25 protein-coding genes and 2 pseudogenes are annotated in these 23,221 nt (G+C 60.3%); 16 read left to right on the top strand and 11 right to left on the bottom strand.

Annotated elements, in window-relative coordinates:
* Positions 1–3 precede the first annotated feature (3 nt).
* The 4 genes and pseudogenes from AB9N64_RS11200 (at position 4) to AB9N64_RS11185 (ending at position 3,094) form a co-directional block, all read left to right on the top strand.
* Positions 4–525, top strand: a complete 522-nt coding sequence (locus tag AB9N64_RS11200) for a sigma-70 family RNA polymerase sigma factor (RefSeq protein WP_019819328.1) — start codon at positions 4–6, stop codon at positions 523–525.
* A 110-nt stretch (positions 526–635) separates the two neighbouring features.
* Positions 636–1,586: an aliphatic sulfonate ABC transporter substrate-binding protein gene (locus AB9N64_RS11195; RefSeq protein ID WP_166405538.1), complete on the top strand. Its 951-nt coding sequence runs from the start codon at positions 636–638 to the stop codon at positions 1,584–1,586.
* Positions 1,587–1,729: 143 nt separating this feature from the next.
* Positions 1,730–2,503 (top strand): annotated as a pseudogene (locus AB9N64_RS11190) (PAS domain-containing protein); the annotation flags it as partial.
* Between the two features lie 18 nt (positions 2,504–2,521).
* The gene (locus AB9N64_RS11185) at positions 2,522–3,094 is read left to right on the top strand and encodes a methyl-accepting chemotaxis protein (protein ID WP_370694805.1); all 573 of its coding nucleotides are present in this window, start codon (positions 2,522–2,524) and stop codon (positions 3,092–3,094) included.
* A gap of 277 nt (positions 3,095–3,371) precedes the next feature.
* On the opposite strand, the gene AB9N64_RS11180 is transcribed toward AB9N64_RS11185, so the two are convergent.
* The 6 genes from AB9N64_RS11180 to AB9N64_RS11155 form a co-directional block, all read right to left on the bottom strand.
* A complete protein-coding gene (locus AB9N64_RS11180; protein ID WP_019819324.1) occupies positions 3,372–3,794 on the bottom strand; it encodes a hypothetical protein in 423 nt (140 codons plus the stop codon).
* 142 nt (positions 3,795–3,936) lie between these two features.
* Positions 3,937–5,352 (bottom strand): MFS transporter, encoded by a 1,416-nt coding sequence (locus tag AB9N64_RS11175; RefSeq protein ID WP_014719646.1) that lies wholly within the window; start codon positions 5,350–5,352, stop codon positions 3,937–3,939.
* Positions 5,353–5,570: 218 nt separating this feature from the next.
* Positions 5,571–5,990 carry a hypothetical protein gene (locus AB9N64_RS11170; protein ID WP_014719645.1) on the bottom strand — a complete coding sequence of 140 codons (420 nt, stop codon included), beginning with the start codon at positions 5,988–5,990 and terminating at the stop codon, positions 5,571–5,573.
* 155 nt (positions 5,991–6,145) lie between these two features.
* Positions 6,146–6,778, bottom strand: a complete 633-nt coding sequence (locus tag AB9N64_RS11165) for a glutathione S-transferase family protein (protein WP_014719644.1) — start codon at positions 6,776–6,778, stop codon at positions 6,146–6,148.
* A gap of 190 nt (positions 6,779–6,968) precedes the next feature.
* Positions 6,969–7,208 (bottom strand): DUF6124 family protein, encoded by a 240-nt coding sequence (locus AB9N64_RS11160; protein ID WP_014719643.1) that lies wholly within the window; start codon positions 7,206–7,208, stop codon positions 6,969–6,971.
* Positions 7,209–7,599: 391 nt separating this feature from the next.
* Positions 7,600–8,631: a LacI family DNA-binding transcriptional regulator gene (locus AB9N64_RS11155; RefSeq protein ID WP_161793224.1), complete on the bottom strand. Its 1,032-nt coding sequence runs from the start codon at positions 8,629–8,631 to the stop codon at positions 7,600–7,602.
* A gap of 225 nt (positions 8,632–8,856) precedes the next feature.
* Here AB9N64_RS11155 and AB9N64_RS11150 point away from each other — a divergent pair, with 225 nt between their 5' ends.
* Together AB9N64_RS11150 and AB9N64_RS11145 are read left to right on the top strand one after the other, a co-directional pair.
* Positions 8,857–9,390 carry a gluconokinase gene (locus AB9N64_RS11150; protein WP_014719641.1) on the top strand — a complete coding sequence of 178 codons (534 nt, stop codon included), beginning with the start codon at positions 8,857–8,859 and terminating at the stop codon, positions 9,388–9,390.
* An 84-nt stretch (positions 9,391–9,474) separates the two neighbouring features.
* The gene (locus AB9N64_RS11145; protein ID WP_014719640.1) at positions 9,475–10,827 is read left to right on the top strand and encodes a GntP family permease; all 1,353 of its coding nucleotides are present in this window, start codon (positions 9,475–9,477) and stop codon (positions 10,825–10,827) included.
* 153 nt (positions 10,828–10,980) lie between these two features.
* Here the strand turns inward: AB9N64_RS11145 and alaC are convergent, their stop codons facing one another.
* On the bottom strand, positions 10,981–12,192 hold the full coding sequence (alaC, locus tag AB9N64_RS11140) for an alanine transaminase (protein WP_019819319.1): 1,212 nt from the start codon (positions 12,190–12,192) through the stop codon (positions 10,981–10,983).
* Between the two features lie 195 nt (positions 12,193–12,387).
* Between alaC and AB9N64_RS11135 the strand changes: the two genes are divergently transcribed.
* Complete coding sequence (locus AB9N64_RS11135; protein ID WP_032902784.1) at positions 12,388–12,870, top strand: GyrI-like domain-containing protein; 483 nt, start codon at positions 12,388–12,390, stop codon at positions 12,868–12,870.
* 66 nt (positions 12,871–12,936) lie between these two features.
* On the opposite strand, the gene AB9N64_RS11130 is transcribed toward AB9N64_RS11135, so the two are convergent.
* Positions 12,937–13,428, bottom strand: a complete 492-nt coding sequence (locus tag AB9N64_RS11130; RefSeq protein ID WP_014719637.1) for an N-acetyltransferase — start codon at positions 13,426–13,428, stop codon at positions 12,937–12,939.
* A 145-nt stretch (positions 13,429–13,573) separates the two neighbouring features.
* On the opposite strand from AB9N64_RS11130, the gene AB9N64_RS11125 reads away from it, so the two are divergent.
* Genes AB9N64_RS11125 through AB9N64_RS11110 form a run of 4 tightly spaced genes read left to right on the top strand, consistent with a single transcriptional unit; the run spans position 13,574 to position 16,099 of the window.
* Complete coding sequence (locus AB9N64_RS11125) at positions 13,574–13,993, top strand: nuclear transport factor 2 family protein (protein ID WP_019819316.1); 420 nt, start codon at positions 13,574–13,576, stop codon at positions 13,991–13,993.
* A 42-nt stretch (positions 13,994–14,035) separates the two neighbouring features.
* On the top strand, positions 14,036–14,389 hold the full coding sequence (locus tag AB9N64_RS11120; protein ID WP_014719635.1) for a YciI family protein: 354 nt from the start codon (positions 14,036–14,038) through the stop codon (positions 14,387–14,389).
* Between the two features lie 25 nt (positions 14,390–14,414).
* Positions 14,415–14,891 carry an SRPBCC family protein gene (locus AB9N64_RS11115; RefSeq protein WP_019819312.1) on the top strand — a complete coding sequence of 159 codons (477 nt, stop codon included), beginning with the start codon at positions 14,415–14,417 and terminating at the stop codon, positions 14,889–14,891.
* A complete protein-coding gene (locus AB9N64_RS11110; protein WP_103452392.1) occupies positions 14,888–16,099 on the top strand; it encodes an RNA polymerase sigma factor in 1,212 nt (403 codons plus the stop codon). Before AB9N64_RS11115 ends, AB9N64_RS11110 begins: the two co-directional genes overlap by 4 nt.
* Positions 16,100–16,208: 109 nt before the next feature.
* Here AB9N64_RS11110 and AB9N64_RS11105 read toward each other — a convergent pair whose 3' ends face one another.
* A complete protein-coding gene (locus AB9N64_RS11105; protein WP_371360260.1) occupies positions 16,209–17,063 on the bottom strand; it encodes a LysR family transcriptional regulator in 855 nt (284 codons plus the stop codon).
* A gap of 88 nt (positions 17,064–17,151) precedes the next feature.
* Here AB9N64_RS11105 and AB9N64_RS11100 point away from each other — a divergent pair, with 88 nt between their 5' ends.
* Positions 17,152–17,589, top strand: coding sequence for a multidrug/biocide efflux PACE transporter (locus AB9N64_RS11100; protein ID WP_014719631.1), 438 nt, complete (start codon positions 17,152–17,154; stop codon positions 17,587–17,589).
* An 11-nt stretch (positions 17,590–17,600) separates the two neighbouring features.
* Here AB9N64_RS11100 and AB9N64_RS11095 read toward each other — a convergent pair whose 3' ends face one another.
* Positions 17,601–18,359 (bottom strand): SDR family NAD(P)-dependent oxidoreductase, encoded by a 759-nt coding sequence (locus AB9N64_RS11095; protein WP_014719630.1) that lies wholly within the window; start codon positions 18,357–18,359, stop codon positions 17,601–17,603.
* A 106-nt stretch (positions 18,360–18,465) separates the two neighbouring features.
* On the opposite strand from AB9N64_RS11095, the gene AB9N64_RS11090 reads away from it, so the two are divergent.
* The gene (locus tag AB9N64_RS11090) at positions 18,466–19,362 is read left to right on the top strand and encodes a LysR family transcriptional regulator (protein ID WP_020303117.1); all 897 of its coding nucleotides are present in this window, start codon (positions 18,466–18,468) and stop codon (positions 19,360–19,362) included.
* Here the strand turns inward: AB9N64_RS11090 and AB9N64_RS11085 are convergent.
* Entirely contained in the window at positions 19,359–20,276 is a 918-nt protein-coding gene (locus AB9N64_RS11085) for a LysR family transcriptional regulator (protein ID WP_014719628.1), read from the bottom strand. The genes AB9N64_RS11090 and AB9N64_RS11085 overlap by 4 nt on opposite strands.
* A 249-nt stretch (positions 20,277–20,525) precedes the next feature.
* Here AB9N64_RS11085 and AB9N64_RS11080 point away from each other — a divergent pair, with 249 nt between their 5' ends.
* The 3 genes and pseudogenes from AB9N64_RS11080 to AB9N64_RS11070 all read left to right on the top strand — a co-directional run bounded on the left by AB9N64_RS11080 (position 20,526) and on the right by AB9N64_RS11070 (position 23,191).
* Positions 20,526–21,284, top strand: coding sequence for a 5-oxoprolinase subunit PxpA (locus AB9N64_RS11080; protein ID WP_371360259.1), 759 nt, complete (start codon positions 20,526–20,528; stop codon positions 21,282–21,284).
* Between the two features lie 56 nt (positions 21,285–21,340).
* The gene (locus AB9N64_RS11075; RefSeq protein WP_371360258.1) at positions 21,341–22,219 is read left to right on the top strand and encodes an allophanate hydrolase subunit 1; all 879 of its coding nucleotides are present in this window, start codon (positions 21,341–21,343) and stop codon (positions 22,217–22,219) included.
* Positions 22,216–23,191, top strand: a pseudogene (locus AB9N64_RS11070) (biotin-dependent carboxyltransferase family protein). The gene AB9N64_RS11075 and the pseudogene AB9N64_RS11070 overlap by 4 nt, the downstream one beginning before the upstream one ends.
* The last annotated feature ends 30 nt before the right edge of the window (positions 23,192–23,221 follow it).

The following is a 23,221-nucleotide window of genomic DNA, read 5'->3' as shown; positions in this document are numbered from 1 at the left end:
CCTATGTCCGGCGCCGATCGTGCTCACAGCGACTATGTGGGCTCCCTGTTTCGCATTCATTACCCTTGGCTGTGCAGCCGTTTGCACCGCTACCTCAACTCCCGTGCCCACGCCGAAGACATCGCCGTCGACGCGTTTGTCCAGCTCTTGAGTGCACCTCAGGTAGCGCCGATACGACAGCCCCGCGCATTGCTTACCACCATTGCCCAGCGCCTGGTGTACCAGGTGTGGCGTCGACGTGACCTGGAGCGTGCCTACCTCGCTGCGCTGGATAACGATGCGGCCTGCGCGGAGGGCAGGGCCCGAGTGCTCGAAGCGCTGCAGGCCGTCGAGCAGACGCTCGACCGCTTGCCGGCCAAGGTCAAGGCGACGTTCCTGCTGTCCCGCGTCAACGGCCTGACGTACCCCCAGATCGCCGCCGAATTGGGGATTTCCCAGCGCTCGGTCAGTGACTACATGGCCCGCGCTGTTACCGGACTTGAATCCCACCCCGATCAAATGTGGGAGCTGGCTTGCCTGCGATAGCGGTGAGCCAGCCAACACCTCTGGCCATGACAGGCCGCCATCGCAGGCAAGCCAGCTCCCACACTTCCTGTGCTCACTTTGAATCTGATCGAACCACCAAGAGGCAACTTATGAAAGCAATCAAACACCTGCTGGGCAGTTCGCTGCTGGCATTGGCGGTACTGGCGCAACCCACCTCGGCGGCCGAACCTTCCACGCTGCGCATCGGCTACCAGAAAAGCTCGGTCAGCATGGTGCTCGCCCGTGAGCACAAGCTCTTCGAAGCCGCACTGCCCGGTACACAGGTGCAGTGGACCGAATTCCTCGGTGGCCCGCCGCTGATCGAAGCGCTCAACGCAGGCAGCCTGGACATCGGCAATATTGGTGATATCCCGCCGATCTTCGCCCAGGCGGCCGGGATCGACTTGCAGTATTTTGCCGTCGAGCCCAACGAGGGCAAGGCCGAAGCAGTGCTGGTGCCCAAGGCCAGCACCGTGCAGAACGTGGCCGAACTCAAGGGCAAGCGCGTGGCATTGCTCAAGGGCTCCAGTGCACACAACCTGTTCCTCAAAAGCCTGCTGCACGCCGGGTTGCAGTGGAAGGATGTGAATGTGGTGTACCTGTCGCCTTCCGACGGCCGCGCCGCGTTCGAACAAGGCAAGGTGGACGCATGGGTAGTGTGGGACCCGTACTACTCGGCCGCCGTGATCGACGGCTCGGCACGCGTGCTGCGGGACGGGCAAGGGTTGAACCCTGCGGGCAGTTTCTTCGTGGTCAACCACCCGTTTGCCAAGCAGCACCCAGAGGCCATCGCCACGATTATCCAGACGCTTGGCAAGGCGCAGCGCTTGTCGCTTGATGAGCCCGACGCGAGCATCACGCTGATGGCCGGCACCCTGGGCCTGCAACCGGCGGTGGTCAAAAGCTACTTCGAACATCGCTCGCCCGAGCCGATCCGCCCCTTGGCGGCCATCGATATCGCCAACCAGCAACGCACCGCCGACCTGTTTTTTGCCAACGGCCTGATCCCGAAAAAAGTCGACGTGCAGCAGGCTGTCTTCAAGCCCCTTGATCATCCCTGAGTAGTGATGCTGGCGGATTAGTGGCCTTGCAGAGTGCCAAGGCCTGTCTATGCTCACCCAGAACCGTTAACGACGCTTGGCCGATAAAGCGTTTCCAATGGTTATTTCCCCATGCAGGTGTACCAGAAATATCCAACGTATGAATGGAATGCGCCCTCCAGGCGCCGGGAATCCAGGGTGATCTGACCATGTTCAACCGCCAGCACAAATCCGACCTGCAAGAGATCCAGCGTTTTTCCTGTGCCCTTACCGAAGCCAACGCCAAGCTTGCCGCCATCAGCCGCTCCATGGCGATGATCGAGTTCGACCGCACGGGAGTGATCCTGAATGCCAACGAGCGTTTTTGCCAAACCATGGGCTACAGCATCGAGCAGATCCGTGGCAAACATCACCGCCTGTTTTGCGAGGAGGCGTATACCCACACCGATGCCTACCACCAGTTGTGGCGCGATCTGGCGCGAGGCGAGGCGCTCAGTGGCACCTTTATGCGCTTGAACAAGCATGGCGAGGAGGTGTGGCTCGAAGCCAGTTACATGCCGGTGCTGGACAGCGACAACCAGGTACGCAGTGTGATCAAAGTAGCGTCGGATATTTCTGCACGGGTGCACCATGAACACGAAAACCAGAGCCTCATCGACGCCATTGGCCGTTCCATGGCGGTAATCGAGTTCACGCCCCAGGGCCAAATCCTGAATGCCAACGACAACTTCCTGCGCACCGTGCAGTACACGCGGGAGGAAATCATCGGCCAGCACCACAGCATGTTCTGTCATCGCAGTGAAGTGGAGTCGCCGGCCTACAAGGCATTCTGGGCCTCACTCAATCGCGGCGAATATCACTCCCATCGCTTCGAGCGTAAAAACAAATACGGTAAGACCTTGTTTCTGGAGGCGTCCTACAACCCGATCTTCGACACGAATGGGCGCCTGTACAAAGTGGTGAAGTTCGCCAGCGACATTACCAGCCAGGTCACTACCCTGCGTACTGCCGCCGATTCGGCCCACGCCACCTCGGTGCAAAATGACGCCTGCGCACGCAAGGGCTCGCAGGTGGTGCAGCAAACGGTAGAGATCATCGAGGCGATCTCCAGTGACCTCAACCAGGCTGCCGAGAGTATCGATGCGGTGAACAAGCAATCGGACATCATCGGCGCCATTGTGCAGACCATCCGCAGCATCGCCGAGCAAACCAATATGCTGGCACTCAATGCGGCGATTGAGGCGGCGCGGGCCGGTGAGCATGGACGTGGGTTCGCGGTGGTGGCCGATGAAGTGCGCAGTCTCGCGGCACGCACCAGCCAGGCCACGGTGGAGATCGTGGATGTGGTGCGCAAGAATCACGACCTGTCGCTGTGCGCGGTGTCGAGCATGCAGTCGAGCCTGAGCCGCACGGGGCTCGGGGTGGAACTGGCGAATGAAGCGGGGCAGGTGATCCTGGAGATCCAGGAAGGCTCGCGGCATGTGGTGGATGCGATCAGTCAGTTCAATTCCACGCTGCAACTGCAGTAATTGAAACCTGCGCTGATACCCTGCGAAAGAATATTCAAATGTGGGAGGGGGCTTGCCCCCTCCCACATTTGGATTCCCTGCGCGACTAGATCGCAGCCAGGGTTTCTTTCACGGCCTGCGCCTGTGGGTCAGCCGTCTTCGCCGCTACCTGCTGCTGTTGCTGCTGCTGGAGGCGTTCGGATACTTCCTTGGCAAAGGCCTCGTCAATGTAGCGGCGGGTAGGCGGGCGCTTCAGGCGGCAAGCGATGACCGTATAGAGACCAATCGTTGCCGCTGGCTAGCTGTTTTTTACGGTGCGAATATCAAACGAGCCTTTGAACGAACGGTCCGTGCCTTCGACCTCAGCAGTGATTTCGAAAGTGCCGGCTGCAGAGCCTGTATTCCCGTCATAGGTGCGCAAGTCAAGCGTGCCGCTTTTTGCACGGTAGGAGGTGCGATGGCCGAAGACTGTTTGTCGGAAATAGCTGACGTTAACGTCTTTTGGCCAAGGTTGAGGCACGGTGATCGGACCTGGGGGCTGATCCTTGGGAAAGTCGATTTGAATGCCGATAAAGTCGCCACCCTGGCTGGGCTGGCGTCCATCCAGAGTGATCCAGCGTCCGGGACTGGATTCGCGATATACGACGTTGCTGGTATCTATTTCACCTTCGAAGCCTGTGGATTTAAGCCATCCTGCCGAGGCGTGTTCGCTCTGTTCCATGTTCAATCCGGGTTACCTTCCAATGGCGGCCCACCACGGGAACGCCTGATTATCAGTAGAACCGCCTGAGGCGTTGCGATCTACTGTCAAAGTTGACAGTAGAGTCACTCCGCTGACGGACGGTATCGAGCGCCGACGGTGGTCAATGGGCGATATTTTCCAATGCCAGATTACGCGTACGCGGCCCGAACCAACTGATGGTAATCATCACGATCAACATGCTGCTGGCGATAAACGCCAACACCCCCGGCGTGCCAAGGTGCTCTAGGATAAAGCCGATCAACAGGCTACTGAACACCGTGGACAAACGGCTGAACGAATAACAGAACCCGACCGCTCGCGCACGGATATTGGTGGGGAACAATTCGCTCTGATAGGAGTGATAACTGAAGCTCAGCCAGGCATTGCAGAAGGTGATCATCACCCCGCAGAAAATCAGCCCTAACGCTGTGGTTTGCAGGGCAAACAGGCTGCCGAAGATCACTGCACCCATGGCCGAGCCGACAATTTGCCATTTGTTCTCAAAGCGGTTGGCCACCTTGACGAACAGCAGCGGGCCCAGCGGGTAGGCGAGGGTGATGATAAAGGCGTAGAGCAGGCTGTGGGTCACGCTGACACCCTGGCCCGAGAGCAAGGCCGGCAGCCAGTTGCCAAAGCCGAAGAAGCCGATGGCCTGGAATACATGGAACACGATCAGCATCAAGGCGCGTCGCCGGTAGGGCGGCTGCCAGATATCGGCGAAACGGCCATTGCCCTGCACGCTGATGGCTTCGGGGTCCGGTTCGTCCAGCGGCTTGCCATGATCCTTTTGGCAGCGTGCCTCCAGGTTGTTCAGGATCGTGTCGGCCTCTTCGAAGCGTCCCTTTTGTGCAAGCCAGCGCGGTGACTCCGGCAGGCGCTTGCGCAGTTGCCAGATAAACAGCGCAAACACTGCACTTGAGAGCACCACCCAGCGCCAGCCCGCGATACCGAACGGCGCCTGTGGCACCAGCCACCACGACATCAAGGCCACAGCCGGTACCGACAGAAACTGGATAAAAAATGCAAAGGCAAACGCCGAACTGCGCATGCGCTTAGGTACCAGTTCCGAGAGATAGGCATCGATGGTCACCAGTTCGATGCCAAGGCCAATGCCCACCAGAAAGCGCATGCAGATAATGCCCACGGCCGAGGTCTGAATGCCCATCAGCACCGTTGCCACCGTGTACCAGACCAGCGCAAAGGTGAAGATCGCGCGTCGCCCGAAGCGGTCGGCGATGGGGCTGAGCAGGCTGGCGCCGAGGAACAGGCCCAGGAATGTGGCCGAGGCGAAAGCGGCCTGGTCCGAGAAGCCGAAAACACCTTCGCTGCCGGTATGAAAAATTCCGTCGCTGATCAGGCCAGGGCTGATATAGGCGGTTTGGAACAAGTCATACAGCTCGAAAAAGCCGCCGATGGAGAGCAACGCCACCAGGCGCCAAATAGTGGCGACGGCGGGCAGGCGGTCGATGCGGGCGCTGATGTGGGCGGCGCGCAGAGAGGCGAGGGTGTCTGTGGTGGAGGCGGGGAGTGTGGGCATGAGCAAATTCCATAGGCAGTCACCTGGAATCTTAGCTTCCTAACGGAAATGGGTGCTTGTTAAGTTGCCGGAAATGGGCCGTACATTCGCCGATTAATTGCGCGTGGTGCCGCTGTTTCGGACGTTTATGGTTCGAGGGCCTGAAAGCTGTCCTGCCGAAGGTTGCTATCGGCAGGCAGCTTCTGGCGGGAGTGGGGCCCTCCCGCTGCGTGGATGTTCTAGACGTGCTTGAAGTCCTCAACCTTATAAGCGCCTTGGGTGAAGCTCATCTTCTTTTGAGGGTCTTGCGCGTTTTGCGCTTCAAATTCGAGGGACGCTAACAGAGTATTGCCTTGCAGTTGCAATACGGCGAATTTGCCACTGGTTGCCATATAATTGCCTGGCTGACCTTGTCGCGTGTCGTCAAACTCAAGTCGTACTTTTTTATCACTTTCAGTTGCACCGATGTCGTAGGTCTCACCTTCCTTGATATTTTGGTCGATGCTCATTTTTATCAAGCCAGATCCGGACATGATTCCAACGGTCGAATTGAAATTTGACTCTCCGTTCAAATGGGCGACGTAAGACGTTTCAAATGGGAAGTTCCACCCATCGATTACGCCGGAAATTTTGTCGTTCTCACCGATCTTCTTGCTCATGGCCGCTTCTCCATATTCAGGGATGAGCGAGGCATTGCCTTGCTCTGGCTTATGAATAGGTGAAGATGAAAAACAGGTCTACTGTCAAATATGACAGGTGGTGGTGGTTTTCAGACCGATGGTGATGACCATCGGCCTGAGGCCCAATAGCTCGCTCAGTCATGGCCGTCGAGGGCGAAGGTCTTGAAGCCGGCATGCTGGCTGAGGCGTTGGTAATACGCCGCGATGGCGGGGTAGGGTGGCCGCTCCATGGGTGTCATCTGCCACCGATGCACCGAAAGACCTATCAAGATGTCAGCGAGGGTGAACTCTTCGCCCGCGACGTAGGCGCCGGTCTGGGTCAACTGTTGTTCCAGCAAGGCCATCTTGTCATTCCAGGCCTGCACGCCCGCCTGGATGCGTTGCGGGTCCTGATAGTCCGGGTTCTTACGCACCAGTGCGTTGAACACATAGCCCCATGAAGGATTGAGTTCGGTGGCCTGCCAGTCCATCCACTGTTCAACCCGTGCACGCAAGGCAGGCTCAACGGGTAGCAAGTCATGGCGCTGATAAAGGCCGACAAGGTAGCGACAGATGGTATTGGACTCCCACAGCACGCCATGGTCGTCGATCAGCACCGGCACCTGCGCGTTGGGGTTCAAGGCGAGGAACTCGGGGGACTGGGTGGGCTTGAAGCCGATGCCCCAGTCCTCACGCACGTAGTCGATGCCCAGTTCTTGGCAGGTCCAGAGTACTTTGCGCACGTTGATGGAGGAGGTGCGACCCAAAATTTTCAGTGAATGGCCCATGGTGCTTCCCTGGCATTTGGAGAATGACCAATCTAGCAGGCGCCGGGCACAGCGGCGAGGGTGTGAAGCGGGCCCGGTCGAAAATGTGGGAGCTGGCTTGCCTGCGATAGCGCTGTGTCAGTCAATGAAGGTACTGCCTGATACGCCGCTATCGCAGGCAAGCCAGCTCCCACAGGGATCGTGGATTGCCTCAGCAGCGTGGTGTGTGCTGGTCCATGGCCTTGCCCACCAGCAATACGCTCAGCTCGCTCAATTGATGAATGGCCAGGGCCACATCACGGTGTTTGCCGGTGAGGTCATCGGACAGGTCGAGAAGTAAGGTGCTGACGGAGCAGACGGTTTCGTAGCTGTTGGCCAGCAGGGTTTCAGTGGAAACATCGGGGATGAGCGTGAAGAGGGTGGTTAGCGGCGGATCGATTTTTTTGATCATCAGAGCATCCTGGAATGGGCTGCCGCCGTATCGCTACTAAACGAGGGTGGCAGCTGTACGCAGGTTAGTAGACCGGTGGACACTCAAAGCCGGCGCACCCGAAAGTGCCCTACGCACAGCCGCCATTAACGCGGGCAGGCTTATGCACTTAGAGTGACCAAACTCGGGCTACTAAACCCGATCACCGAGAAATTCAGCGACCGGCAAACCTTAGAGACCGTCACCGAGGCGCACAAGCCGGCGGATTCTGACGTAAGCGTAGGCAGCGGAGCAAGGCGCTTACTGCAATGTAAGCCGCTTCCTACGGCTGTCCTACCTATCAAGTGGGCACGGTAGAAAAAGGTGGGAGCTGGCTTGCCTGCTCCCACATTGTGTGCGTTCAGCTCGACGTTCAGGTGCTCTCGCGCACCTGCAACTCAAACCCCATATCCACCACTGGCTTGGCCACCTTGTTGCCCGCCATGATCGTCAGCAAATGCTCCGCCGCCCGACGCCCGATGGCTTCCCGTGGCGTGCTGATGCTACTCAGGCGCGGCACCATGAATGAGGAAGCGGGCAGGTCGTTGAAGCCCAGCACCGCCACACGTTCAGGCACCTTGATGCCATGGCGCAGGGCTTCGAGCAGGGCGCCCTGGGCCAGGTCGTCGTTGCCGAAGAAGATCGCATCCACATCCGGATGCGCTGCCAGCAATTGCAGGAACAGTTCGCCGCCCAGGCCCACGGAGGAGGGACGTGGTGTCAAAAGCTCCAGCGCCGGGTCGTACATGCCCGCCTGCTGCAAGGCGCGGCGGAAACCTTCGCCGCGCAACAACGTGCGCTGATCCAACTGCGCGCCGATATAGGCCAGGCGCTTGCGCCCCCGGGACAGCAAGTGCGCCGCCGCGGTCTCGCCAGCGGCCAGTTGCGAGAAGCCCACGCAGTTCACCCCGGCATTAGGGTCCAGATCCATCATGTACACACAGGGCACATTGCTGGCCTCGACCATTCGTCGCGCGCTTTCGGTGCGGTCAAACCCGGTCAGCAGCAATCCCCGCGGCTGATAGGCCATGTAGTTGCGCAGCAGGTCTTCTTCTTCATCGCGCGAATAATGGGAGTTGCCGATCAGTACTTCAAAGCCCTTGGGCCGCAGTACCTGATGAATAGCTTCCAGGGTTTCGATAAACAGCAGGTTGGACAGTGACGGCACCAGCACCACCACCGAATGGCTCTGCGCCGAGGCCAGGGCGCGGGCGGCGGGGTTGACCACGTAGCTCAGTTCGGCGGCGGCCTGTTGCACCTTTTCTACCAGCTCCGTGGCGACCGTGCTGATACCGCGCAAAGCACGGGAGGCGGTAATCGGACTGACGCCAGCCAGGCGGGCGACTTCGTTCAAGGTGGGGCGACCCGTCGTGCGGGTATTTTTATCGTTCTTAGAGGTCATCAGGCAGCTTGCCAAACAAAAATCGAGGCACTAAGGTAGCGCTGTCTCCAAAGGGCTGCAAATTCTTGGATAAAGGGTTGCCTGATCCTGTCCAGCTCTTGAAGTCAATCTGTTGGAACGGATGCACGCGTCACTCCATAAAAATGACAAGTCGGCGCGGGAAAAGCCTGTTTTTGCACTAGCCTTACGCTATGCAAAGGTAGCGCTATCTGCGTCCTGAGGTGTTTCATGAGTCAACCTGTTACCGCCCTGGTCATCATGGGTGTTTCCGGCTGTGGCAAGTCCAGCGTCAGCCAAGCCCTGTGCGCCCTTAACGGCGCCACTGCCATTGAAGGCGACAGCTTTCACCCCGCCGCGAACATCGAAAAGATGAGCGCCGGCCACCCCCTCAACGACGACGACCGCGCCGGCTGGCTCGACATCCTGTGCGATGAACTGCGCCGCGCGTTGAAAGCGGGCGAGCATCCTGTACTGACCTGTTCGGCCCTGAAGAAAAAATACCGTGACCACTTGCGCGAAGCCGCGCCGGGCCTGGGTTTTGTCTTCCTGGAACTGACCCGCGAAGTCGCCGCCGACCGCGTGTCTCACCGCCCCGGCCATTTCATGCCGGCAAGCCTGATCGACAGCCAGTTCGCCACCCTTGAATCGCCCAAGGGCGAGCCGCTGACCCTGGCCTTGAACGCCAGTGAAGACAGCGTCGAGGAGCTGGCCGAGCAGACCAATACCTGGTGGCGCAAGCACGGCTTTGAACCTACTCATTAATTTTTTGCCGGAAAAGATAGCGCTATCCCCGGCAGGAAGTTCAACACCCGCTTTAATAACAACAACAAACAGGAGAGACCCCCCATGTTTGGCATGTCCCACGAGTCTTACCTGCTGCTAGATGCAGTAGTCACTATCATCGGGTTGATCGTACTGATCACCAAGTTCAAGGTGCACCCGTTCATCGCACTGATCATCGCGGCCGGTTTCCTCGGCCTGACCTCGGGTATGCCCGTGGACAAGATCATCAAGGCGTTCCAGGACGGCTTCGGCGGGGTGCTCGGCTTTGTCGGCATCATCCTCGCGCTGGGCACGATGCTCGGCAAGATGATGGCCGAGTCCGGCGGTGCCGATCAGATCGCCCAGACCTTGATCCGCGCCTTCGGCAAAGAGAAGGTCCAGTGGGCCATGATGTTCGCCGCGTTCCTGGTGGGCATCCCGCTGTTCTTCGAGATCGGCTTTGTATTGCTGATCCCGCTGGTGTTTATTGTCGCCCGGCGTACCGGCGTGTCGCTGATCAAGATCGGTATCCCGCTGCTGGCCGGTTTGTCGGCGGTGCACGGCCTGGTGCCACCGCACCCGGGCCCGCTGCTGGCCATCGGCGTGTTCGGTGCCGATATCGGCAAGACCATCCTGTACGGTCTGATCGTTGCGCTGCCGACCGCCATCATCGCCGGCCCGATTTTCGGTACGTTCATCGCCAAGTACATCCCGGGCAACCCGTCCCAGGAACTGGTGGACCAACTGGCCCGCGAGACCGATAACAAGTCGCTGCCAAGCTTCAGCATCACCCTGGTCACCGTGCTGCTGCCGGTGTTCCTGATGCTACTCAAAACCTTTGCCGACATCGCGTTCGCTGAAGGCAACGTGGTGCGTAACTGGATGGACATGATCGGCCACCCGATCACCGCACTGTTGCTGGCGTTGCTGTTGTCGCTGTACACCTTTGGCCATCGTCAGGGCATCCACTCCAAGCAGATCCTCAAGCTGCTCGACGCCAGCCTTGCGCCGACCGCCGCGATCATCCTGATCATCGGTGCCGGTGGTGGCTTCAAGCAGATGTTGGTGACCAGCGGCGTGGGCGACGTGATCGGCCATATGGCGGTGAACGCGCAGATCAACCCGATCCTGCTGGCGTGGCTGGTGGCGGCGGTGATTCGGATTGCCACCGGTTCGGCGACGGTTGCGACCATTACCGGCGCGGGCATTGTGGTGCCGGTGGTGGGCATGATCCCAGGGGTTAACCGCGAGTTGCTGGTACTGGCGACGGGCGCGGGTTCGTTGATCCTGTCTCACGTCAACGATGCGGGGTTCTGGCTGGTCAAGCAGTACTTCAACATGACCGTGGCCGAGACGTTCAAGACCTGGACGGCGATGGAGACCATTCTGTCGATCGTGGCGCTGATCTTCATCATGTTGCTGTCGTTGGTGGTGTAAGCCACACCACAAAAGCAGTGGCGGCAACTCGATCAAAATGTGGGAGCTGGCTTGCCTGCGATAGCATCACCTCGGTACATCTGAAACACCGAGGTGTCTGCATCGCAGGCAAGCCAGCTCCCACATTGATTGGGTTTCTTCAGGTAAATCAGGTCAGGCTTTAGTCACCAACCCATCCGCCCTGAACATCCCGCGAATCCCGCGCACGGCCTGGCGAATCCGGTCCTGGTTTTCGATCAGCGCAAAGCGCACATGATCATCGCCATACTCACCAAAACCGATCCCCGGCGACACACACACCTTCGCTTCCAATAACAGTTTCTTGGCAAACTCCAGCGAGCCCATGGCGGCATACTGCTCGGGAATCTTGGCCCAGACGTACATAGACGCCTTCGGGTTCTCCACCATCCAGCCCAGCTCATGCAGGCCTTTGACCAGCACATTGCGACGCTGGCGGTACTGTTCAGCGATGTCCTTCACGCACTGTTGGTCGCCTTCCAGCGCTGCAATCGCCGCCACTTGCAGCGGGGTGAAGGTGCCGTAGTCGTGGTAGCTCTTGATGCGTGCCAGGGCGTTGACCAGTTCGGGGTTGCCCACCATGAAGCCGATGCGCCAGCCGGCCATGTTGTAGCTCTTGGACAGGGTGAAAAACTCCACCGCAATGTCCTTGGCGCCGGGCACTTGCATGATCGAGGGGGCTTTCCAGCCGTCGTAGACGATGTCGGCGTAGGCCAGGTCGTGCACCACCAGCACGTCGTACTGCTTGGCCAGGGCGATCACCCGTTCGAAGAAGTCCAGTTCCACACACTGCGCGGTGGGGTTGGACGGGAAGCCGAGGATCATCATCTTCGGCTTGGGGATCGAGCCGCGAATCGCGCGCTCCAGCTCAGCGAAGAAATCCACGCCCGGTATCAGCGGCACCGAACGTACCTGGGCACCTGCAATCACTGCGCCGTAGATATGAATCGGGTAGCTGGGGTTGGGCACCAGCACGGTATCGCCCTGGTCCAGGGTGGCCAGCATCAAGTGCGCCAGGCCTTCCTTGGAACCGATGGTCACGATGGCTTCGGACTCAGGGTCGATATCCACCGCGTAACGGTCCTTGTACCAGCGCGAAATCGCCCGGCGCAGGCGCGGAATGCCTTTGGAGGTGGAGTAGCCGTGGGTGTCTTCACGCTGGGCGACGGTGACCATTTTCTCCACGATATGAGGAGGCGTGGCGCCGTCAGGGTTACCCATGCTCAAGTCGATGATGTCTTCGCCGCGCCGACGCGCAGCCATCTTCAGCTCGGCAGTGATATTGAAAACGTAAGGGGGGAGTCGATCTATGCGCGCAAAGCGGCGCGGCGAACCTTGGTCTGCCATTGTTGCCTCGAGGTACGTAAGCGCCCGGAACCGTCCGAGCGACGTCGGCCACTGCGGTGGCCTGCGGGGCAGACAATAAGGGCGATGATGGCCAGTTGTCCAGATGCGTAGGAAATTTTTCTACATGGAGTACAACGCGGATATGCCCCTATACTCGATGCGGGTTTGTTCCCTCATAAGAAGGAGACTGTTCGTATGGATCAGCAGACAAAACAACCGTTGGAGTCACGCCTGGAAGCCGGTAAGGCCCTGGTGATCGCCGGGGTACAAGGGCGATATTCGAAGGCCACCGTGGGCGATATCCCACGGCTGTGGGAGTTGTTCGATACCTGCATCAAGGACATCAAGAAGCGCGTCGGCGGTGTGACCTACGGGGTGTGCCATAACCCGCATCACGGCGAATTCGATTACCTGGCAGGTGTTGAAGTCCCGGCCAGGAAAGACGTGCCAAGCAATTTCGAGGTGATCGAAATTCCGCCACTCAACTATGCCGTGTTCCCCCACTACGGGCCGGTGCAGGCGCTTGAGCAAACCTACGAGCGCATCATGTTCGAATGGCTGCCGCACTCGGGCTACAAAGTCATGGGCGCGGATTTCGAGCGCTATAGCGCGGACTTCGATGCCAGGAAGGGCACGGGGACGGTGGAAATCTGGCTGCCGATCGGGGAGCGGGGCTGACACTGCACCCGATGTCACGTAAACACGACATGCACGCTTAAAAGTCATGTTTACGTGACATTGCCGCTATGGATTAAACCTGAAGCTCAACCGGCGCTCATACCCTACGCGACCCTTGTACGCCTCACCGCGATCCACCCATCCTGCCCCCAGATACAACCCCATTGCCGCCAGGTTGTGGGCATCCACCGACAACTCCAACCCCTTGATCTGCGGCCAGGCCTCGCGCGCCACGGCGGGCAACGCCTGCAAACACATCTTGCCGTATCCACGCCCCTGTTGATGCCGGTCTACCTGTAGCGCGTGGAGTGTGGCGCTGTGTTCATCGGCCCAATGAGGCAGGCACGGTGGTCGCTTGAGCAGCAAGAACGCCACAGGAAGGTCGTCGACCAACAGCGCAAAGCCCTTGACCCCAGGGCTCGGGTTGGCGAGCAGGGTATTGAGGGCGCAATACATATCACCGCAAAACGGCAGTTGTTCAGGGTGAACTTCGATGGCGCCGACTTGCTGTTGTTGCACAGCGTTCAGCGCCTCGTAGGCAACGAGGCGGGTTGGCATGGGGCTGTCCGAACGGCTGCAAGAGAAGTGGCAGTTTATCGGGTTTGGGCTACGGGAAATTATTTTTCAGGGGGATGTCGATTTCCCTTCGGGCCATTCGACTAAGGGTGTCTTCCGTGATTTTCCACCCCAAGGAGTCATCGCCATGAGCACTGCAATCAAGCGCCTGATCGAGCAATGGAAAGACGCCGTCGTCAGTCGCGATATCGACAAAATTGTCAGCTTTTACGCCGACGATATCGTCTCGTTCGACGCCGTAACCGCTCTGCAATTCAAGGGCAAGGCGGCCTACCGCGCGCATTGGGAGGCGTGCATGGAGCACTGCCCCGGCCCCGGCATCTTCGAGTTTCATGAATTGCATGTCGTCGATGCGCCAGACAGCGCATTCGCCCACTGGCTGGCCCACTGCGGCGGCGCCGGGCCGGACGGCGAGGTAAAGGCCTGCTGGATGCGCGTGACTGCCGGCTACCAGCGTATCGATGGCCAATGGAAGGTGGTGCACGAGCACTGGTCGGCACCGTTTGATATGCAAAGCGGCACGGCGTTGTTCGACCTGAAACCTTGAGCACTGCGAACTATAGTCAGTAGTCCGAAAACGGAGAACACCATGAAATACCTGTGCTTGATCTACAGCGACGAACAGGCGTTGCACACCTCGCCCGACAGCCCCCACGACTCGGAATGTCTGGCCTACGCCGAGTCCATCCAGGCCAGCGGGCGCATGCTGGCCGCCGAGCCGCTGGAGTCAGTGACCACCGCCACCACCGTGCGCATGCGCAACGGCAAGCTGTCGATCACCGACGGGCCTTTTGCCGAAACCAAGGAGCAGCTCGCCGGGTTCTACCTGATCGACGCCAAGGACCTCAATGAAGCGCTCCAGGTGGCTGGCGGCATTCCGGCAGCCCGGGTCGGCAGTGTGGAAGTGCGCCCCGTGCGCCAATTGAATCTCTCAACACAATAATCAAAAGACTTGAGGAGGTTGCCCCGTGAACATTCAACCCGCCGAATTTGAACTGTCCATCAGCCGCTTGATCGATGCGCCGCGCCGCCGGGTGTTTCGCGCCTGGACCGAGCCAACCCTGCTGCAACAATGGTGGGGCCCCCACGGCATGACCACCCCTGAATGCGAGATGAACCTGTGGGTCGGCGGCTTGTTCCGCACCTTGATGCGCGCCCCGGATGGCAGCGAGTACCCGACCCAAGGCGTGTTCCTGGAGATCGACGCGCCCAACCGCCTGGTGTTTACCGACGCGTTCATGCCGGGTTGGGTGCCTTCGGGCAAGCCGTTCATGAGCGCCGAAGTCACCTTTGAGGAGGTCGGCGAAAAGACCCTCTATACCGCCCGCGCCATGCACTGGAGTGCCGAGGACAAGCAGGCCCACGAAGCCATGGGCTTTCATGACGGCTGGGGCCAGAGCCTGGACCGCCTGGTGAAGTTGGTGACCGAGGACATGGTCGATTGACCCAGCAGATCGACGCTATTTACCGCCGCGAATCACGCCGCGTGCTCGCGACGTTGATTCGTGTGCTAGGGGATTTCGACCTGGCCGAGGAGGCGCTGCACGAAGCATTTTTCGTCGCCCTGCAGCGCTGGCCCGAGGATGGCGTGCCGGATAATCCACGGGCGTGGCTGGTGTCCACCGGCCGCTTCAAAGCCATCGATCGCCTGCGTCGGCAGTCGCGGTTTACCCCGTTATTGGAGGAGCAGGCCGAGGCGTTGGAGGCCGCGCCTTGGAGTGATGAAGACGTGGAAGACGACCGCCTGCGCCTGATGTTCACTTGCTGCCACCCAGCGTTGGCAGCCGATGCCCAGGTTGCGCTGACCTTGCGCGAGATCTGCGACCTGAGCACCGAGGCCATCGCTCACGCTTTTCTAGCCACGCCCACCACCATTGCCCAACGCATCGTGCGCGCCAAGGGCAAGATCCGTGAGGCGAGAATTCCCTATCAAGTGCCGTCCCGCGCCGAATTGCCCGAACGATTGGACAGTGTGCTGCGGGTGATTTACCTGGTGTTCAACGAGGGCTATTCGGCCTCAGCGGGTGCCGACCTCACCCGCGAGGACCTGACCTTGGAGGCCATTCGCCTGGGGCGTTTGCTGCTGGAGTTGCTGCCCGAGCCGGAAGTCATGGGCTTGCTGGCGTTAATGTTGCTGCACGAGTCGCGTCGGCCTGCCCGCACTTCTGCCAGCGGCGAACTGGTGCTGTTGGACGCTCAGGATCGTACGCTTTGGGACAGGGCCTTGATCGCTGAAGGCTGCGCATTGGTGGAGCAGGCGCTGATGACGCCACGCTTCGGGCCGTATTGCTTGCAGGCTGCGATTGCCGCCGTGCACGCCGAGGCGCCCAGCGCAGGGGAAACCGATTGGCGGCAGATTGTCGGGCTCTATGATGTATTGCTCAGGGCTGTGCCGTCGCCGGTGATCGAGTTGAACCGTGCGGTAGCGGTGGCGATGGAGCAGGGGCCTTTGGCGGGGCTGGCGCTGGTAGACAACCTTTTGCAGCGCGGTGAGTTGCAGGACTATCACTTGGCGCATTCGGCGCGTGGGGAATTTTGCCGGCAGTTGGGGCGGTTTGACGAAGCTCGCAGCGCGTACGAAAAAGCGCTGTCGCTGACGCAACAGGCGCCAGAAAAACGCTTCATCACGCGACGCCTCGCCGAACTCAAATAGCCAACACGATGTTATGACGCCCCGCGATCCAATGTGGGCGCTGGCTTGCCTGCTATGACGGCCTGACAGCCAACGTCTCTCTAACGGCCCCCTCTACATTGCACTGCGTTCACTCCAGCATCTTGCCCAGCAACCAGCTCCCCGCAGGCCCCGGCGGCTGGTGCCGGGACCACAGCGCATCCACCGCCACCGAACGCGGCCAACTGCGCACCTTGAGTTCAACCAACTGGTTGCCGCCAAAACGCTCCACCAGCCAGCGCGGTATCGGTGCCCAACCAAAACCCAGCTGTGCCATTTCCATCAGCATCAGGTAACTCGGCGCCGACCACACAGGTTGCGTGCCGCGGTTTTCATTGGGGCTGATGATGCTCGCCAAACGCAACTCCCGGTGTTGTTGCAAGGTGTGCGGGTGAACCTTGTCCAGGTTCGCCAATGGGTGTCCAGGCGAGACAAACAGCGCGATCTCCGTGCGCTCTTCCACGGGGGAGAACGTCAGGTCCGGCGGGTAGGCTTCTTGTTTCTCGATAAACGCGATCTGCGCCCGGCCACTTTGCACCAGTGCGATCAAGTCTTCGCATTCCGCGATCAGGCATTCCAGCTCAAGGTCTGGGTAGCGTTGTTCGAAGGCGCTGAGAGCGACCTCGAATCGATCAGACTGATAAGTATCGGACATGGCGAGACTCAACTTCGGCTCCAGGCCTTGCGATAACTGACTGGCTGCCAGCTCCAGGCGGCTACTGGCTTCCAGCACTTGCTCAGCCCGTTGCAGCAACACTTGCCCCGCCGGTGTGAGGGTCGGCTTGCGGCTGCTGCGGTCAAACAGCACCACGTTCAGGTCGATCTCAAGGCTGGCCACTGCCGCGCTCACGGTGGACTGGCTTTTGCCCAGCTTGCGCGCCGCCGCGGAAAACGAGCCTTGGGTGGCAGCCTGGACAAACGCCTGAAGCACTTCATGGGAGGCCATGACTATCGCCTTGATCGATGGTTATTGGTTATGAAGTATCGAGACAAAGCCTGATCATGGCAACCATCGTCACTCACGGAGCCGGGCCATGACCCCTACCAAATCCCTTACTGAACGCGTTTTTCAAGCCCTTGGTTTCGAGGGGTTGGCCTTATTGATTTGCACGCCGCTGTTGGTGTGGATCACCGGCCGGCCAGCGCTGGAGATGGGCGCAGTGACCCTGGGCATCAGCCTGTTGGCACTGAGCTGGAACGTGGTGTTCAACAGCCTGTTCGACCGCCTTAAAAATCGCCTGCAACTGGCCAACGGTGGTTGGACCCGTGTGCTGCATGCGCTGCTGTTTGAAGGCGGCCTGATCCTCTTGGCAGTGCCGTTGATTGCCGCCTTGATGAAGATCAGCCTGTTGGAAGCCTTCATCCTCGACATTGGCGTGTTGTTGTTCTTCCTGCCGTACACCTACGTGTACCACTGGGGTTATGACGTGCTGCGCGAGAAATTCGCCGGTAAAACCCCAGTTACCCCGTAGGCGTGCGTCGCTTATAGGAACATCCCGCCCGACGCCTCGATCCGCTGGCCGGTGATCCAATGACTGCCATCGGCCAGCAAGGTCGAAATCGCCCCGCCAATGTCGTCCGGCAAGCCTACGCGGCCCAGGGCGGTGTTATTGGCAACCATCGCATTCACATCGGTGTTATCGCGCACCGCGCCGCCGCCGAAGTCGGTGGCAATCGCGCCCGGTGCCAGGGTGTTCACGGTAATACCCCGTGGGCCCAGTTCTTTAGCCTGGTAGCGCGACAAGACTTCCACCGCGCCTTTCATGGACGCGTAGGCGGCATACCCCGGCAGGCTGAAGCGCGCCAGGCCGCTGGAGATATTGATGATGCGCCCGCCATCGCTGATCAGCGGCAGCAGTTTCTGCGTGAGGAAAAACGGTGCCTTCACATGGATCGCCACCAACTGGTCGAACTGGGCTTCGGTGGTTTCGGCAAAGCTTGCGTAGGTGCCAACCCCGGCGTTGTTGATCAGGAAGTTGAAATGCTCCTGGGCGAACACATCCTTGAGCAGTGTGCCGATCTGGCCAACGAATGCATCGAAGGTTGCGCTCTGGCTGACGTCCAGTTGCAGCATGGCGGCGCGACCGCCCAAGGCCTCTACCTGGGCAACCACGGCTTGGGCTTCGGCCGCTGCGCTGTGGTAAGTGCCGATGATGTCGATGCCTTGCGCAGCCAGGTGCAGGGCGGCGCTTTTGCCCAGGCCACGGCTAGCGCCAGTGATGAGTGCGATTTTACGGGTCATGGTGCAGTCCTCGAATGGGGTGAGTGGGACTGAGTGTATTTGTCCGGCCATAACGTGATAAACAGGCTGATATCGAAATCACTGGCCGGATAAGGCGAACAATCTAATGAACAAGCTTGAGCTGCTGCGCACCTTCGTACGCGTTACTGAGTTGTCGAGCTTTACCCAGGCCGGCCAAAGCCTGGGCTTGCCGCGCTCTACGGTCTCCGAGCATGTGCAGGCGTTGGAGGAGTTGCTCGGCGCTCGGCTGTTGCAACGCACCACGCGCAAGGTGCAGGCGACCCAGGATGGTCGTGTGTTGTATGAGCGCAGCAAGGATCTGCTGGCGCACATGGAAGAGTTGGAAGGTTTGTTCCGTCAGGACGAAACCCAATTGGCCGGACGCATACGGGTGGACATGCCCAATGTCATGGCGCGGGGCGTGATCTTGCCGAACTTGCCCACGTTCATGGCGCGCCATCCGCTGATCGACATGGAAATCAGCTGTTCGGACCGCCAGGTGGACCTGATCGCCGAAGGTTTTGATTGCGTGGTGCGCGTCGGCGCCCAGCCCGATCAAACTGTGGTAGCGCGGCGGGTGTGCAGCATGCCGATGGTCAACTGCGCGAGCGCGGCGTACCTGCAACGGTATGGCGTGCCCGACACCCTGGCAGACCTGGCGCATCATCAGTTGGTGCATTACGTGCGGCCGCTGGGCGCACGCTCGGCCGGGTTCGAATACCTGGTGGGCAACAAGGTGCAGCGGCTGCCGATGGCAGGCCGGGTGACGGTCAACAGCACCGACGCCTATCAATCGGCGTGCCTGGGCGGGTTTGGCATTACCCAGGTGCCGCAACTCGGGATACACGACTTGTTGGCCAGCGGCGAGTTGGTGGCGGTGCTGCCCGACTACCAGGCGCCGCCCTTGGATGTGTCGTTGCTGTACGCCGGCCAGCGGCATCTGCCGTTGCGGGTGCGGGTGTTCATGGACTGGTTGACCGCCACCCTGCAAGCTCATCTTTAACGGCGTGCCGACAACTGCTGGGGCGCCAGGAACGCGTCGTGGAAGTAATCCCGGAACGCTTGCATCGCGGGGGTAAACGCGCGCTCGCGGTGCCAGGCCAGGCCGACGCTCATGGGTGTGACCGGGTCGGTCACGGTCAGGGTTTCGATGCGTTTGCCTTCCAGGGACCAGGGCCGGTGCACCAGGTCTGACAGGATCGCCACGCCGCTGCCATTGGCAACCATGCTGCGCACCGCCTCCACCGAGCTGGTGCGCAGCCGCACCTTGGGCGTTTGCCCGGCCTGTTCCCAGTAGCGCATGGCGCTGTGTTCGGCTTCATCGACGGTGAGCAAGATGTAGGGTTCTTGGGCCACGTCGGCCAGGCTCACGGCACCGCGTTCGCACAATGGGTGATGGCTGGGCAGCCACAGGCGGCGTTCGGAGTTGAATAGAATTTCCGAGACGATATCCGCGTGGGTGAGGTTGGCAGTGAGCACCACAGCCATGTCGAACTGGCCGTCGAGCAGGCCCTGTTCGATGGCCTGGCGCTCCTGTTCGAACACCTCGATGGTCACGTCCGGATGCCAATGCTCCATGCGCTGTAAATGGTGCGGCAGGAAATAACCCAGCACGGTGTAGCTGGCCGCCACCCGCAGCACGCCGCTGGCGCGGTAGTCCGGCAACGGGCTGTTGAGGGCATCCTCCACGCTGCGCACAATCACATAGGCACGGTTGAGAAAATGCCGCCCCGCGTCGGTGAGGTTCATGCCTTGGGCCGAGCGCACGAACAACTGCACGCCGAGCATGGCTTCCAGCTCCTTGATCGCTGTGGTCACCGCCGATTGGGAAATATTCAGGTGAATTGCTGCCTGGGAAATCTGGCCGATTTCCGCAGTGGCGACGAAATAGCGAACCTGGCGCAAGGTTAAAGACATATCGCACTCTGCTTATTGATCGTTCCCACGCTCTGCGTGGGAATGTCTCTTGTGACGCTGCGCGTCACGGTCTCAAGTGCGGACGCAGAGCGTCCATGGCTGCATTCCCACGCAGAGCGTGGGAACGATCGGGGGTCGAGGATAAAAAGCTATCTGATTTTCAGAAGATGGGCCATCTGATAATAGATCTTCCCAAGGGGTCAAGCCACGGCCTACTTTGCGGGCATCACCTTTGGCGGAGCGACCTCGATGCAGGCAGTGGATTTCAATTCAGACATGGGCGAAGGCTTTGGCCCCTGGACCATCGGCGACGGCGTCGACGCAGAGCTGATGGCCTATATCAGTTCGGCCAATATCGCCACCGGCTTTCACGCAGGCGACCCCGGCACCATGCGCCGCACCGTCGAGCGCGCCAAGCAACTGGGTGTGGCCATCGGCGCGCACCCAGGCTTTCGTGACCTGGTGGGTTTCGGTCGTCGGCATATCAACGCACCGGCCCAGGAACTGGTGGACGACATGCTCTACCAGCTCGGTGCCTTGCGTGAAATGGCCCGCGCCCAAGGCGTGACCCTGCAACATATCAAGCCTCACGGCGCGCTCTACATGCACCTGGCCCGCGATGAAGAGGCCGCCCGGCTGTTGGTGCAAAACCTGCAAATCATCGAGCCCACGCTGATGCTGTACTGCATGCCCAACTCGGTGATCTGGCGCATTGCCAAGGAACTGGGGCAGCCGGTGGTGCGCGAGTTTTATGCCGACCGTGAATACGACCTCAGCGGTTCCATCGTGTTTACCCGCAATGTGCGGGCGCTGGACCCCGCCACAGTGGCCGCCCGGGTCTTGCGTGCGTGTCAGGCCGGCCTGGTACGTACCGTCGAAGGCGAAGACCTGGCGATCGAATTCGATTCCATCTGCCTGCACAGCGACACCCCTGGCGCCCTGGAGCTGGTGGAGGCCACCCGTGAAGCCCTGGACCAGACGGGTATCGACGTCAGACCTCCCCAATAAGAGCCAACCCTTACTTTTTTGCCTGCCTTTCTACAATGATTCCAAGAGGAACAGACATGGCTGAAACGTCCCCCATCCGCTACAGCTTCGGCGGTGATGAACACCTGTTTGCCGAGGTCAGCAACAGCATGTCCCTGGAGGCTTTTTTCAAGGGCATGGCGGTGACCCGCGCCGTGGAGCGCCTGGCACTGGAAGGCGTACTGGATGTCTGCCTGGCCAACGCATCGTTCCAGATTCGCTTCGACCCTGACCGTATCGCCCCTCACGCGCTGCTCGACGCCGTGCAAAGCGCCGAAGCCCAGGCCGTGGCCGAACGCACCTTGCGCACGCGCATCATCGAAATCCCGGTGCTCTATAACGACCCCTGGACCCGCGAAACCCTGATGCGTTTTCGTGACTGCCACCAAGACCCCAGCGGCACAGACCTGGAATACGCGGCACGCATCAATGGCCTGGCCGACGTGGACGCGTTCATCGCCGCCCACAGTGGCGCGCCGTGGTTTGTGTCGATGGTCGGCTTTGTCGCGGGCTTGCCGTTCATGTTCCAGATGGTCGAACGCGAGCGGCAATTGCAGGTGCCCAAATACCTGCGCCCACGCACCGACACGCCGAAACTGACCCTGGGCCATGGCGGCTGCTTTGGGTGTATCTACTCGGTGCGTGGCGCGGGCGGTTACCAGATGTTCGGCGTTACCCCGGCACCGATCTACGACCCGGCGCAGCAGTTGGCGTACCTCAAGGAGCACATGGTGTTCTTCCGCCCTGGCGATATCGTGCAGTTCAAGCCGATGGACCGCGAGGCTTATGACCTGGCGGTCGCCGAGGTGGACGCCGGTCGTTTCGACTTGCGCATCCGCCCGGTGGAGTTTTCCCTGGATGCCTTTCTTGCCGACCCCATCGGCTACCCGAAAACCCTGCAGGAGGCGCTGGCATGATCAAGGTCCTCAAACCTGGCCTCGCCACCTCCGTGCAGGACCTGGGCCGCGAAGGTTATTACCACTTGGGCATCCCGCCGTCGGGGGCGCTGGACCAATACGCGTTGAGTGCGGCCAACCACCTGGTGGGCAATCCTGTGGGCGCGGCGGGCCTGGAATGCACGCTGATCGGGCCGGAGCTGGAGTTCCAGCAGGACGCGCTGGTGGCTTTGAGCGGCGCCTTGATGTCGCCGCGCCTGGACGGTGAAGTGGTGCACCAGGACACCGCCTTTGCCGTGCGCGCCGGGCAGGTGCTGCGGTTCGAGTTTCCCAAGGCCGGCGCACGCACCTACCTCGCCGTCGCCGGCGGTATCGACGTGCCGTTGGTGCTCGGCAGCCGCTCCACCTACACACTCGGCGCCCTCGGCGGGTTTAACGGCCGACGCTTGCAGGAGGGCGATCAATTGCCGATCGGTACCGCCAGCGGTATGGGGCGTGCGGGCAACAGCTTGCCGATGGCGTTGCGGCGTTCGGTCGGCGGCGATGTGACGTTGCGGGTAGTGCCGGGGCTGTATTACGAGCGCTTGACTGACGAGGCCAAAAGCAGCTTTTTTTGCCGAGCCGTGGACGGTGGGCTCCGAGGCCGATCGCATCGGCTACCGCTTCAAGGGCGGCAGCGCGTTGAGCTTCCAGCCACGGGAACAGCCGTTTGGCGCGGGCTCCGATCCTTCCAACATCGTGGACAGTTGCTACCCGATTGGCTCGATTCAAGTACCGGCGGGGCTGGAGCCGATTGTGTTGCACCGCGATGCGGTGTCGGGCGGTGGCTACGCGATGATTGGCACGGTGATCAGCGCCGACCTGGACTTGATCGGGCAGATGCAGCCCAACCAGCGAGCGGGGTTTGTGGCGGTGAGCCTCGAGGAGGCTTTGGAGGCGCGGCGGGTGTACAAGAAGCGCCTCAAAGCGATGACGGGACTCTTCAATCACTGAATAAACGCAAACTGCTGTGGGAGCTGGCTT

Source organism: Pseudomonas sp. KT_2_4 (assembly GCF_041410225.1).
GTDB classification, from domain to species: domain Bacteria; phylum Pseudomonadota; class Gammaproteobacteria; order Pseudomonadales; family Pseudomonadaceae; genus Aquipseudomonas; species Aquipseudomonas paracarnis.
Note: the sequence above shows the minus strand (reverse complement) of the source record. Positions and strands in the feature narration are given on the sequence as shown.